Below are 12,333 nucleotides of genomic sequence, written 5' to 3'. Positions count from 1 at the left end.
CGCCTAGAGCGGGAATTTACTGATTCTACCGCATCGAGATTTGCAGGTAATGGTCTGACGCGCAAAATAATTTTACAAAAAAAATCGTATCCGCTTGACACTTGTCCCCCATTTGCGTAAACACCTCTTCACGCAATGCGGGTCATTAGCTCAATTGGTAGAGCAGCTGACTCTTAATCAGTTGGTTCGGGGTTCGAGTCCCTGATGGCCCACCAGAAAATCCAGGTTCGCGGTTACACCGCGAACCTTTTTTCTTTTGTTATATCGACAGTTACAAAAAAAACCGGCCAGTGGCCGGTTTTTTTGATCTTCAATGTTCCGATTTCTTATGCTCTACTTCCGCTGTCACGCAGCCGAAACCGCGCACAGGCCCAGAGCCTACAGAATATACTGGCTCAAATCCTGATCATCGCGCACATCCTGCAAATGCTCTTCCACATAGGCCTTGTTGACCACCACCTGCGCGCCGGGCATTTCGGGCGCGTCAAAGGATATGTCAGCCAGGATTTTTTCCATGATGGTATAGAGCCGCCGCGCGCCGATGTTTTCCGTGCGGGTATTGGTGTCCTCGGCAAAAGCCGCAATTTCTTCCAGCCCGTCATCCGTAAAACTCAGGCGAATCTGCTCCGTACCCAGCAATGCCTCGTACTGCTTGGTCAGGGCATTGTCCGGCTCCTTGAGGATGCGCAAAAATTCTTCCTTGCCCAGGGGCTGTAATTCAACCCGCAAGGGAAAGCGCCCCTGCAATTCGGGTATCATGTCCGATGGCTTGCTAAAATGGAAAGCGCCCGCCGCGATAAACAGGATGTGATCCGTGCGGATCATGCCATACTTGGTATTGACCGCGCTGCCTTCCACAATGGGCAGCAGGTCGCGCTGCACTCCCTCGCGTGAAATGTCTGACGTGCGGTTTTGCGAGGAGCTGGCAATCTTGTCGATCTCGTCAATAAAGATGATGCCAGTCTGCTCTACCCTTTCGCGGGCCTTGTCCACCAGGGCTTCCTGATCCACAAGCCTGCCTGATTCTTCCTGTACCAGCACGGAAAAAGCGTTGCGCACCTTCATTTTGCGGCGGCTGTGCTTGGGCGGAAAGGCCTTGCTGAACATGTCCTTAACCTGCCCGCCCATCTGCTCCATGCCGGGGATGGCAAACAGATCAACACTGCCGCCGCCCTGCTCGGTAACTTCCACTTCCACTTCGCGGTCATCCAGAAAACCAAGACGGAACTGCTGCAAAAGCTTTTCGCGCGTGGAGGCGCGCTCTTCAGACCCGAAGGAGCTGGGCAACAGCAAATCCATAAGACGCGATTCCGCAGCTGCCTCGGCAGCTTTGCGCACACGGGCATTTTCTTCATCGCGCACAAGGTTGATGCCGATTTCCATGAGGTCGCGCACCATGGATTCCACATCGCGCCCCACATAGCCCACTTCGGTAAACTTGGTGGCTTCAACCTTTACAAAAGGCGCGCCAGAAAGCTTGGCCAGGCGGCGGGCAATTTCCGTTTTGCCCACGCCCGTGGGGCCCATCATGATGATATTCTTGGGCGAAACTTCATCGCGCAACTCCGGCGCAAGGTGCTGCCGCCGCCAGCGGTTGCGCACCGCCACGGCAACCATACGCTTGGCCTGTTCCTGACCCACCACAAATTTATCAAGTTCGGCAACAATGCCGCGAGGTGTCAAAGTACTCATCAAATTCTCCTGATGTAGGCACATTCTTATGTATATATAGGCATTGCCACGCGCATGGCAATGGAGAGACAAAAGGTTTTCTCCACCGCCGCAGCGTACCGCTACGCGCTGCCCTTGCGAACAGTTTCCCCCAACGATACAATGAAAAGGTAGGAGCGAGAAATCGGGCTTTTTCTTACTCGCTAATAATAATTATTGACAATAAAGCCTTGATGGCACAGAATCCAAGAACCCTGAAACAATAAGGAGTTTCCTATGGATACAGTTACGTTCAAAGGCAATGTCATGCATCTTGAAGGCACCCAGCCCGCCATTGGCGGCAAGGTCCCCGACTTCACGCTGACCGCCAATGATATGAGCCCCCGCAGCCTGAAAGACTACGCTGGCAAGGTGCTTGTGCTTGTATGCGTTCCTTCGCTGGATACTCCCGTATGCGATATGGAAGTTCGCCGCTTCAATACCGAAGCCGCCGCTTTGTCCGACAAGGTGCGTATTGTGGCAGTAAGCCGCGACCTGCCCTTTGCGCAGGCCCGCTGGTGCGGCGCTGCTGGCGTAACCGCTGTTGAAGCCCTATCCGACTACCGTGCAGGTGCCTTTGGCAAGGCCTACGGCATTCTGATCAAGGAGCTGGATCTGCTGGCTCGCTCGGTCTTTGTGGTCGCCCCGGATGGCACTCTGGCATACAGTCAGCTGGTGGGTGAAGTTGCCCACGAACCTGACTACACAGCCGCTCTGGAAGCAGTCAAGAAGCTGGCCTAGCTCATAACAGCTACCCCAAAAGCCAAAACGCCTTCCCCAACTGAAAGGGGAAGGCGTTTTTTGTGGTATTACAACAAAGAGTACCAGAGCAGACGTAAAGATGCGCTGCGGCGCTGCCGTCAGGAACGTCTGCGGCCCGTGGCCCCTGCAGCAAACAGGCTTACAGCAAACCAGCAGCAGGCCACAAGAATAATGGTGGCTCCGCTGGCCGTAGCCAGCCATTCCTGAGCCGAAAGCGCCAGCCCTGCAAATGCGGATGTTGTGCCCACAAGAAGCGCCCACCAGAACATACCCCCCGCGGAACGGGCAAAATTGCGGGCCGTGGCGGCGGGCACAATGAGCATGGCCGTCACCAGCAGCACCCCCACCGCCCACACGGAAAACATCACCACCAGCGCCAGCAGCCCGGCAAAAGCATATTGCCACAGCGCCACGCGCACACCGTGAACCCGCGCCATAACGGGGTTCAGGGCAATGCACATCAGCCTGTTGTAGCCTACGGCCTGAAAGGCCAGCAGGGCAACAAACAGCAAGGCCAGAAAGCCGATTTCGCCATCGGTGATGGTAAGGATATCGCCGTAAAGAAAGCGCTGCATGTCCCTGCCCACGCCTTCTGCCCGGCTCACCACGGCAAGGCCAAAAGCCACCACGGCAGAAAAAACAATGCCGATGACGGTGTCGGACGAAAGGTCGCTCTTGCGACGCACAGCCATGATGCCAAGCCCCACCAGAATACCAAACAGGGGCATGGCAAGACGCGGCGGCACAGCCAGTATCAACCCCAGCGCAACCCCGGCAAAGGCCGAGTGCCCGATGGCGTCTGAAAAAAAGGCCATGCGAAAATTGATAACTTCCACCCCAAGCACTGAGGCCATGGGGGCCAGCAGCAGCACTCCGAGCAAGGCCTGCTGCATAAAGCGCATTTGCAGGCAATCAAGCGGAATCATGGAAATAAGCGCGTATATTGGGCTGAGATCAGGCACGGGAACCTCCCTGATCCGGCGTTTTTTCGCCGCAGGGTTCACTCTGTGAGGCGCTCATGCGGGCAGCGAGGCGTGCAGTCAGGCGGGCGGCCTCACGCCGCTCTATGGCCGCATAGTTGGGCAGCAAGCCCTCGGCTTCGCTCACCACGCCGCACTGCGGGCAGCCAGGGTCTTCAGGGTCGCACTGGTCCGGGTACAGGTGGATAGGCACGCCAAAAAGCTCCATGAGGGTGGAGGATGTCAGCGTGGCGCGCGGCGCGCCTGTGGCGCATACGGTCTTGTTGAGGCAGATCACGTGGGTTGCGTAGTGCGCCACCAGAGGCAGATTGTGGCTGACCATGATCTGCGTAAAGCCGCGCTCGCGCCGGGCGGTGTCCAGCAGTTCCCAAAAGAGCCTCTCGCCGCGCACGTCTACGCCTGCCGCAGGCTCGTCCAGCACCAGCAGTTCCGGATTGCGGCCAAGGGCCGCAGCCAGCAGCACACGGCGCAGTTCGCCGCCAGAAAGGTCGCCCATACGGCTCTGCTCCAGATGCTCGGCCTTGACCATCTGCAAAAGCTGCCGTCCCTCGCTGCGCGCCCAAGGGCGCAGTCCCAGCCACAAGGGCTGGCGCTGACGGCTCAGGGCCAGAAATTCGCACACGCGCAGGGGCAGGCTGCGATCCATAATCAGATGCTGCGGCACATAGGCCATGCGGGGCTGGCGCTCAAGGCCGGCAAACTGGATGCATCCCGTATAGGCCATTTCACCAATAAGGCAGAGCAGCAGCGTGGTCTTGCCCGCTCCGTTAGGGCCTACAAGAACCGTGCTGCCACCAGCTGGCGCGGTGACGCAGATATTGTTCAGAATACGATTGCCCCCCCGGCTGAGGCATACATTCTCAAAGCAGACCGAGGGGGCAAGCAAGCTCTTATTTGCCAAAATATTTCTCTAGCGTGGCAATGTTTTTGGACATGACAGTTTCATAATAATCAAGGGACGCGTCAGACGCCCCCGAGGCCAGCGGGTCAAGCTGCACTGCCGGAACACCCGTTTCTGCCGCAAGCGCGAGCACGGGCTTATCCGAATACTGCGGCTCGCCAATGAGCACAACAGGCTTGGATTCTCTTATTTTTTTTACGAGATCAAGCAGGCGCGCCGCAGAAGGCTGGGCCTCTTCATCTTCCTGAATCACATCTACAAGGTTCAGACCGGCATCGCGCACAAGGTAGGCCATACCATCGTGCAGGGCCACCACATTTTTGTTGGCGGCATTGGCCCCCACGGCGGCAAGGCGCTGGCCCAGAGTCTCAAGCCTGGCGGCATAGGCTTCCGCAGCCTGCGGGCAGTTTTTTGCGGCAACGGGCGCAGCCGCAGCAAGGCCACGGCCAATGTTACGCGCCATCACTGCAGCTTGCAGCGGGCTGGAAAAAGCGTGCGGATTCAGGCCGCCGTGGTCGTGCCCATGGTCATGGCCGTGACCGTGTTCATGAGCATGATCATGCCCTTTTGCCGCTGCCGCAGGGTTGTGGTCATCCTTATGGGCGGCGTCCGCCTTGTCGTGGTCGGCATCGTGATCTTCGTCATGCTCTTCAGCAATGGCGTTTACGCCCTTGCTGCTGTCGATGATGCTGATCTTCTTGCCTGCGGCGGCAAGCGGCTTTTCCAGAAAGGACTCCATGCCCAGGCCGTTGATGATCACAACATTGGCCTTGGAGAGTTTTTGCATGTCCTTGGGGGTCAGCGCGTAGTCGTGCGGGCAGCCGGTCTGGGCGGGAATGAGCAGGTCAACCTGCACATCCGGGCTTGTCTGGACAACGGCGCGGGTCAGCAGATACACGGGATAGGTGGTGGCAAGAACGCGCACCTTGGGCTCGGCTGCAAAAGCGCCAGTAACCGCAAAAGCGGATACAAGCAGCGTGCATAAAAGTGCCAGGCCGTGATGTTTGCCCTTACGAAACAAGACAGAAATACAATTGTGCATGGTACTTGCTCCTGTTTGCAAAGCAAATTGGTCAGATAAGACCCCGCAGCAGCCGTGTCAAGCCGGATATTTTCAATCCGCCAGCGGCTAATTCTGCGCAGATGGAAGCCAGTGCTTGATGAATCTGCCTTCTTCAATTTCAAAATACGCCTGCATCAGCTCTTCATCTGTATTCATGACAATGGGGCCGCCCCAGGCAACCGGCTCCCGCAGGGGTGCACCGGAAACCAGTACAAAGCGGCATTCTTCTTCGCCGCCTTCAAAGGCCACGGTGTCCCCCTCGCCCAGCAGGTAGGCGTGGCGGGCCAGCATTGGCTCCCTGCCATCCATCAAGAAGCAGTCACCAGCATACAAATAGGCAAAAACCGTGTGCGCGGGGTTTGTTTCCACCTGCCAGCGCGCGCCGGGCTTGAGGCGCACGTCCAGAAAACGCACGTCCACATAGTCGCCGCGCGCAGCACCTTCAACCCCCTTGTATTCACCCGCGACCACGGCCACGGAAGCGGCCTCTTCCTCAACACGTGGCACCATATCGAGGGTGATGTCGCGGTACTTGGGATCGGTCATCTTGTGGGCGGCCGGCAGATTGATCCAGAGTTGCAGGCCGAGCATGCGCGGCGAGGCAAGGGGCATCTCCTGATGCAGGATGCCGCTCCCGGCGGTCATCCACTGGCAGCCGCCATCACGGATAACGCCAGCATTGCCCAGGCTGTCCTTGTGCTCGATGACGCCATTCACAAGATAGGTGAACGTTTCAATGCCCCGGTGAGGATGCATGGGAAAACCCTTTACGTAATCCTCCGGATTTACGGAATCAAAGGCATCAAGCATAAGAAAGGGATCAAATGTTTTGACTGTGGGCGAACCAAGCACGCGCACAAGGCGCACACCTGCGCCATCAATGGTGGGACGCCCTGTGACGTCTCCGGTGATGGATCGTAACTGCATGTGCTGCCTCCTTGTGCCGGGCTTTTCGCCATACTAGCAGTAAGCCTGGCTTGCTTTTTTTACAGTGGGCCGTATGCTGCCGACCTGTTCGCGCTCAAAACGCGCAGCCAGCAGCCTGGGAGAAAACGTGTCGAAATTTCTGAGCAGACTCGCGCCTGCCGCCCTCTGCATAGCCCTTGGCTGCCCGCCTGCCGTGGGCGCACCGGTTGCGCCTGCTGCCGACAGCGAGAAACTTGTTGCGGAACCCAGCACGGATCAGCAATCCAGCGCTGAACCAGAAGCCGGGCAAACCGAAGCGCAGAGCACTTCTGCCAGCAGCCAGCGTGCAGAGCCTGAATCTTCGCCAGCAATACCGGAATCAGCCCATCCCAAGACAGCCGCCAATGCCGAGGTCTGCCGTTCCTTGCCGCCTCTGCGAGAGCTGATTACATCCCCCTTTGGCAACCGCCGCATGCCCGGCTGGCTCAGCAGGCGCGGCATGGTCATGCGCGATCATGGGGGCATAGACATTCGCGCGCACATGGGCTGGCCTGTCACGGCCTTCAAGCCCGGCACAGTCATCCGCGCTGGCGAAAACGGTCCTCTGGGCATCTCCGTTGACATCCGACAGGAAGACGGCATGACGGCGCGCTACGGGCACATGTCAAAGACTCTGGTAAAAACCGGGCAACGCGTTGCCACAGGCGAACCTGTGGGGCTTGTGGGCTGTACCGGCAGAACCACCGGGGCCCACCTGCACTTTGGCCTGCTGGACGCCTCGGGCAAGGCCGTTGACCCCCTGCCCTATCTGCATTCAGCGGATGAAGTGCTGCGCCCCGACCCGGCGAGCATTCCGCCCGTCATTGAAGCGCAGTCTTGCGGGCCTGTGCTGCGCGGCCCCAACGGACGTCCTACCCGCATGGGCACGACGCTAAAAGATCTCGATAACTACACCCCGCCGCCCATCCCCACCTGGGATCAGCGCCGATAGCACGAACAGCCTGCCTGCGCATTGCACAAAATTCCGGGCTGAGTTCCGGGCAGATTCCCGCCCCCGATCAGGGTGGAACGCTGCGCAAAGCAATGCCCTGATTCTAGGCCGAATTTCGTTTTCTCGGGCCTGCCGCCGTGCGGGACTTTTTGCGCGCCTTGGGCCACAGGGCGGCCACAAGCACAAGCTGCCCAACCACCAGCACCGGGTCGCGGTCAAACAGGCCCGCGCCGAGCACAAGGCCCGCTCCAAGCAGGGCTGCGCCACGGCTGGCGTAAAACCTGCCCGCAAACTGCAAGACCACACCAAGCCCGACCAATATGGCAAAGAGCAGTGCCGGGGCGGTTTCCGGCGCAAGAACAATAGGCAAACCGGGCAACGCAGACGAAATATCCGCCTGCGCCGCCGCAGTCGCCAGAGCAAATACCGTCAATGCTAATCCCAGACCAGCGCGCACCACTCGCCGTCAATAACGCGGCGGGGCTTGGGCAGGCATTGGGCCATGTAGGCTTCTTCCACGCTGTCGGCCTGAATTTCAAGCAGGCCGGAGAGCACCAGGCATGCGCCGGGCTTGCAGGCCCACACAATGCGCTGGGCAAGATCAATCAGCGGGCGGGCCAGAATATTTGCCAGCACCAGATCATAGGTACGGCCTTCAAGGGCGTCTATGCTGCCAAGGCCCACTTCAAAGCCTTCGATTCCGTTGATCTGCCTGTTTTCAATGGCATTTTCCACGGCCAGCATGTCGATGTCGTAGCCTTCACCGGTCAGGCCGCTCTTGCAGCAGGCAATGCCAAGCACGCCCGAGCCGGTGCCGAGATCCAGAAAATGCTGGCCCGGCTTGACGCGCCCGGCTTCCACAAGCCCGCTCAGCACGGTGAGGCACAGGGCCGTGGTGGCATGATGGCCCGTGCCAAACGCGCTCTTGGGCTCGATAACAATCTTTTCCCGACCAGGGAAATCATTGCTGTCGGCAAGCCAGGGGGGCAGCACCACAAAACGGTTGCCGCAGGGCACAGGCGTAAAAAACTGCCGCCATGCTGCCAGCCAGTCCTGATCCTCAAGCGTGGTCAGGGTGTATTCCGCAGCGGGAATGCGGGCCTGAAGGTCGCTTTGCAGGTTGTTGATGAATTCGGGGTTTTCGCAATGCACGCGAAAGCGGGTTTCACCCGTGGGCAGGGTTTCTTCTTCCCAGCCAAAGGGCACACCCAAGGTCAGCAAGCCGGTGGCGCGGTCTGCATCTTCTTCGGCCACAACCATTTCCAAACGAAAAATCTGCTTCATAATCCTCTCGCTCAGTGTTTGCGGCGGGGCCACTGGCACACCAGCCGACCAGCCAACAATGCCAGACTTCCCCTGCCGGGTCGAGTCCCTTTGGCGGGCCGAACCTCTTTTGCGTGGCGCTGGCCCACCGCAATACCTACTTAATCAATAAGGATTGCCATGCGCCTCAAATGCGGGTATAGTAACTAACTTATCGAAGCCTTTGTATTCCCCTTTGCAAGGAACATCCATGTCTGACTCCCTGTGTCCGCCTCTGTCACCCGAGGAAACATCGACCAGTCTTTCCCCGGCCCATGCCGCCGAACTTGAGACCCTGCTGGAACGCATCCGCACCGATTTTGATGTGGAATTCGAGCCGCTGCATGTGGACGAAAATCCCCTTCAGGTGCTCTCCATACAGAACATGAGCGCGCATCTGGACAAGCTGCTGCAACGCAAGGCCATCCATGATCCGCTCAAGGATCTGCCCCTGTGGGCAAAGCTTTGGCCCGGTTCGTTTGTGTTGGGCCGTTTGCTGCGCAAGTATGAACCGCAGGGCAAAAGCCTGCTGGAGCTTGGCGCTGGCTGCGGCGCGCTGAGCCTAGTGGCTGCCCGCTACGGATTTGCGCGTGTGGTGCTGAGCGATGTGGTGGAGCAGGCCCTGCGTTTTGCCAGGGCCAACGTGCTGCGCAACGGTCTGGGCGACCAAATCGAGGTCACCCACGTGGACGTGACCGCGCCGGGCCGCGACCCGCGCTTTGCCAGCGGCTTTGACATTATCGCCGCCTCGGAAATCCTCTATCTGGACGACCTGCACAGGCCGTTGGTCAAATTTGTGGATCGCCACCTAGCACCCGGCGGCAAGGCCTTTTTCTGCACCGACGTGGCCCGTGGCAAACCCCATTTTGGCAAAATCGCGGCCAAGACCTTCAAAATTACCGAAGGCCGCATCGGCGTTAAATCCCACGATGAAAACGGCGAAGAACAGCGCCGTCTGTACAGTATTCTGATTCTGGAGCGGCCATGAACGAGCAGTTGCCCATCATAACCCTGGCCCCCTGCCCCAAGGGCTACACGCGCGACCTGGACAAAACCATGAGCCCCGCGCAGACCATTGCCCGTGTGCGCGAGCGGCTGGATTCCTCCCGCCTCGATATCCTGTCAAAAACGCGCCGCGTGGACGTGGGCAGGCTTGGCATTCCCGTGTTTCTGAGCGTGTGCGGTGCCGATGCCCGCCGTATCATGCCCACCCGCAAGCAGATGGGCAAAGGCTCCTCCGCCGAACAGGCCGAGGCTTCGGCCCTCATGGAACTGATGGAGCGTTTTGCCTTTTTCAGCTTTTGGGAAGAACGCCCCCACATGGTCAGCGCCACCTGGAGCGAGGCCGAGGCCCGTTTTGGCAGTGATCTGCTGCCCATTGAGGCCATGCTGCGCTCGGTGGACGACACCCTTTCGCCTCAGGATGCCCGCCGTGTGCTTGATCTCACGCGCTGGCAGTTCTACCCCGCTACCCGCCTGCTGGACGGCAAAACCGTGTGGCTCCCGCTGGACTGGTTCAAACTGCTTGGCGAATTCAACGGCACCTCGGCTGGCAACAGCCGCGAAGAATCGCTGTTGCAAGGCCTGAGCGAATTGATCGAGCGCCACGTGTGCTGCCGCGTTGACCGCAACCTGCCCACCACGCCCACCATCGACCCGGCATCCTGCGCCTTTGACCCGGTGCTGGCCGAACTGCTGGCGGCCTTTGAGCGCGAGGGCGTGCATATTGTGCTGAAAGATTTTTCGCAGGGCATGCCCCTGCCCACGGTTGCCGCCGTGGCCTGGGATCCCAAAACCTTTCCCGACAGTTCTGAAATCGTCTACACCGCCGGCACTGCGGCTTCTCCTGCCAAGGCGGCCATCCGCGCGGTTACGGAAGTTGCCCAGCTTGCAGGCGATTTTTGCACCCGCGCCTGCTACGAAGCTTCGGGCCTTTCCAAGTACACGACCCTTGAACAGGTCAACTGGCTTATCGAAGGCCCAACCGTCTCCCTCGCCAGCCTGCCCACCGTGGAGAATGCCGATATCCGTGAAGAACTGCTCACAGCCCTGCGCGGCCTTGCCCCGCTGGAACTCTACGCGGTAGAAACCACGCACCCGCGCCTCGGCATCCCCACCCATTACAGCATTGTACCGGGCCTGCATTTTCGCGAACGCGACCGCAACCAGAGCCTTGGACTCTTTGTGGGCCGCAAACTCGTGGAAGAAGCCGATGCGGAGACAGTGCTGCACGGCCTGAAAGTGCTGGAATCATGCTATCCCGGCGCGCATTTTCTGCCATTCTTTGAAGGCATGCTGGCCCTGCGCGCGGAAGATTTCAACACGGCCCGCAGCGCCTTTGCCGCAGCCGTGCCTCTGCAACCCGACGCAGATTCCCAGGCTCTGGCCTCCTTTTACCTTGGCTATGCAGATACCCTCGAATGCCGCTGGCAGGAGGCCCTGCCTGCGCTGGCAGCCGCTGCCAAGCTCTGCCCGGACATGAAGGAATACGGCAATCTGCTTGGCGTGGCCCACTTCAAGACCGGCGACTACGCCAAGGCGGCAGAGGCCTTTAAGGCTGTACTGCGGGTGGACAAAGGTTCTGCAATGGACCTCGCCAACCTCGGCCTGTGCGAAAAATTCATGGGCAATGCCGAGCAGGCCCGCGAATATCTGAGCGCCGCGCTGGAGCTTGACGCCAGCCTGGATTTTGCCCGCAACCATCTGGCGGAACTGGAAGGACAGGCGAACTGATCAGACTCCATAACGGGCTCCATCCCCCAACCGGGAATTGGCTTACCTGTCAGGCCTAATGGCGCAAATACGATTTTGCCGAGCTGAATGCGTCAGCGCCGGGGTTTTGATGCTACCGTACAGGAGTACGGGCGCGCAAAATCCCGGCGTTTGCTTTTCAAAAGCAACAAATCATTTGCCTGAGCGCTGCCAGCACTTCACTGATATTCTTGATAAAATACAAATTTTGCCTCAGCATGGCTCTGAGGGTATAAGAATACGCGCTTCACGCAGAAGAAGCGGCTGCCTGCCTGTTGCTTAAAAGCCAGTGCACGGCAACCGTGCGGTGAAACTGGAGAAATATAGTGAGCTTTGCAGTCAAGGAAATTTTTTATACGTTGCAAGGGGAAGGGTTCCACGCGGGCCGCCCCGCAGTTTTCTGCCGTTTTTCCGGCTGCAACCTGTGGTCAGGGCGAGAAGAAGATCGCAAATTTGCCAAATGCCCATTTTGCGATACAGACTTTATTGGGGCAGAGAAATCGGGCGGAGAATTCAAAAACGCCGCAACGCTGGCCCAGGCGATCTGCTCTTTTTTCCCCATCTATACGCATCCGGGCTATCGGCCTTACGTGGTCTTCACAGGTGGGGAGCCTGCCCTGCAACTTACCCAAGAATTGTTGCAGGAGTTGGGCCGCCGCGGTGTGGAAACGGGAATAGAAACCAACGGGACGCTTGCCCTGCCTGAGGGCTTGGACTGGATTACGGTCAGCCCCAAGGCGGGAACGAAACTGGTTGTTACATCCGGGAGCGAGCTAAAGCTCGTCTGGCCTCAAGAGGGCATCTCCGTACAGGATTTTGAGCAACTGGATTTCAAACATTTTTTTCTGCAACCCCGCGACTATGCTGGTCAGTCACAGGCAACGGAAGACGCGGTCAGAATCTGCCAGGATCGCCCGCTGTGGAAGCTCAGCCTTCAGACACACAAGTTTATCGGGATTTCGTAGGA

General features: G+C 58.7%; 12 protein-coding genes and 1 tRNA gene. 6 read left to right on the top strand and 7 right to left on the bottom strand.

Annotation, left to right across the window (positions count from 1 at the left end):
• Positions 1-139 precede the first annotated feature (139 nt).
• Positions 140-215: transfer RNA gene (locus RDK48_RS12525), tRNA-Lys, on the top strand.
• Between the two features lie 163 nt (positions 216-378).
• On the opposite strand, the gene hslU is transcribed toward RDK48_RS12525, so the two are convergent.
• Positions 379-1,692 carry an ATP-dependent protease ATPase subunit HslU gene (gene hslU / locus RDK48_RS12520; RefSeq protein ID WP_298998675.1) on the bottom strand — a complete coding sequence of 438 codons (1,314 nt, stop codon included), beginning with the start codon at positions 1,690-1,692 and terminating at the stop codon, positions 379-381.
• A gap of 255 nt (positions 1,693-1,947) precedes the next feature.
• Between hslU and tpx the strand changes: the two genes are divergently transcribed.
• Entirely contained in the window at positions 1,948-2,451 is a 504-nt protein-coding gene (tpx, locus tag RDK48_RS12515) for a thiol peroxidase (protein WP_298998677.1), read from the top strand.
• A gap of 119 nt (positions 2,452-2,570) precedes the next feature.
• Here the strand turns inward: tpx and RDK48_RS12510 are convergent, their stop codons facing one another.
• From RDK48_RS12510 to RDK48_RS12495, 4 genes are all read right to left on the bottom strand, one after another.
• Entirely contained in the window at positions 2,571-3,434 is an 864-nt protein-coding gene (locus RDK48_RS12510; RefSeq protein WP_298998680.1) for a metal ABC transporter permease, read from the bottom strand.
• The gene (locus RDK48_RS12505) at positions 3,427-4,353 is read right to left on the bottom strand and encodes a metal ABC transporter ATP-binding protein (protein ID WP_298998682.1); all 927 of its coding nucleotides are present in this window, start codon (positions 4,351-4,353) and stop codon (positions 3,427-3,429) included. Before RDK48_RS12505 ends, RDK48_RS12510 begins: the two co-directional genes overlap by 8 nt.
• The gene (locus tag RDK48_RS12500; RefSeq protein ID WP_298998684.1) at positions 4,343-5,395 is read right to left on the bottom strand and encodes a metal ABC transporter solute-binding protein, Zn/Mn family; all 1,053 of its coding nucleotides are present in this window, start codon (positions 5,393-5,395) and stop codon (positions 4,343-4,345) included. Before RDK48_RS12500 ends, RDK48_RS12505 begins: the two co-directional genes overlap by 11 nt.
• 87 nt (positions 5,396-5,482) lie before the next feature.
• Positions 5,483-6,343: a pirin family protein gene (locus RDK48_RS12495; RefSeq protein ID WP_298998688.1), complete on the bottom strand. Its 861-nt coding sequence runs from the start codon at positions 6,341-6,343 to the stop codon at positions 5,483-5,485.
• Positions 6,344-6,470: 127 nt separating this feature from the next.
• Between RDK48_RS12495 and RDK48_RS12490 the strand changes: the two genes are divergently transcribed.
• A complete protein-coding gene (locus tag RDK48_RS12490; RefSeq protein ID WP_298998691.1) occupies positions 6,471-7,313 on the top strand; it encodes a M23 family metallopeptidase in 843 nt (280 codons plus the stop codon).
• 103 nt (positions 7,314-7,416) lie between these two features.
• Here the strand turns inward: RDK48_RS12490 and RDK48_RS12485 are convergent, their stop codons facing one another.
• Both RDK48_RS12485 and RDK48_RS12480 read right to left on the bottom strand, forming a co-directional pair.
• Positions 7,417-7,746 carry a hypothetical protein gene (locus tag RDK48_RS12485; protein ID WP_298998693.1) on the bottom strand — a complete coding sequence of 110 codons (330 nt, stop codon included), beginning with the start codon at positions 7,744-7,746 and terminating at the stop codon, positions 7,417-7,419.
• A gap of 2 nt (positions 7,747-7,748) precedes the next feature.
• Complete coding sequence (locus tag RDK48_RS12480) at positions 7,749-8,597, bottom strand: 50S ribosomal protein L11 methyltransferase (protein WP_298998695.1); 849 nt, start codon at positions 8,595-8,597, stop codon at positions 7,749-7,751.
• A gap of 229 nt (positions 8,598-8,826) precedes the next feature.
• Between RDK48_RS12480 and RDK48_RS12475 the strand changes: the two genes are divergently transcribed.
• The 3 genes from RDK48_RS12475 to queE all read left to right on the top strand — a co-directional run bounded on the left by RDK48_RS12475 (position 8,827) and on the right by queE (position 12,331).
• Positions 8,827-9,603, top strand: coding sequence for a methyltransferase (locus RDK48_RS12475; protein ID WP_298998697.1), 777 nt, complete (start codon positions 8,827-8,829; stop codon positions 9,601-9,603).
• Positions 9,600-11,348, top strand: a complete 1,749-nt coding sequence (locus tag RDK48_RS12470) for a YcaO-like family protein (protein ID WP_298998698.1) — start codon at positions 9,600-9,602, stop codon at positions 11,346-11,348. Before RDK48_RS12475 ends, RDK48_RS12470 begins: the two co-directional genes overlap by 4 nt.
• Positions 11,349-11,692: 344 nt before the next feature.
• Complete coding sequence (gene queE, locus RDK48_RS12465) at positions 11,693-12,331, top strand: 7-carboxy-7-deazaguanine synthase (protein WP_298998700.1); 639 nt, start codon at positions 11,693-11,695, stop codon at positions 12,329-12,331.
• The last annotated feature ends 2 nt before the right edge of the window (positions 12,332-12,333 follow it).

This window comes from uncultured Desulfovibrio sp., from assembly GCF_902477725.1.
In the GTDB taxonomy this organism is placed as follows: Bacteria; Desulfobacterota; Desulfovibrionia; order Desulfovibrionales; family Desulfovibrionaceae; genus Desulfovibrio.
Note: the sequence above shows the minus strand (reverse complement) of the source record. Positions and strands in the feature narration are given on the sequence as shown.

Bases quoted from the DNA above. Each gene is read 5' to 3' on its own strand.
- RDK48_RS12470 (WP_298998698.1), top strand. From the start codon at position 9,600: ATGAACGAGCAGTTGCCCATCATAACCCTGGCCCCCTGCCCCAAGGGC.
- hslU (WP_298998675.1), bottom strand. From the start codon at position 1,692: ATGAGTACTTTGACACCTCGCGGCATTGTTGCCGAACTTGATAAATTT.
- tpx (WP_298998677.1), top strand. From the start codon at position 1,948: ATGGATACAGTTACGTTCAAAGGCAATGTCATGCATCTTGAAGGCACC.
- RDK48_RS12475 (WP_298998697.1), top strand. From the start codon at position 8,827: ATGTCTGACTCCCTGTGTCCGCCTCTGTCACCCGAGGAAACATCGACC.
- RDK48_RS12480 (WP_298998695.1), bottom strand. From the start codon at position 8,597: ATGAAGCAGATTTTTCGTTTGGAAATGGTTGTGGCCGAAGAAGATGCA.
- RDK48_RS12500 (WP_298998684.1), bottom strand. From the start codon at position 5,395: ATGCACAATTGTATTTCTGTCTTGTTTCGTAAGGGCAAACATCACGGC.
- RDK48_RS12495 (WP_298998688.1), bottom strand. From the start codon at position 6,343: ATGCAGTTACGATCCATCACCGGAGACGTCACAGGGCGTCCCACCATT.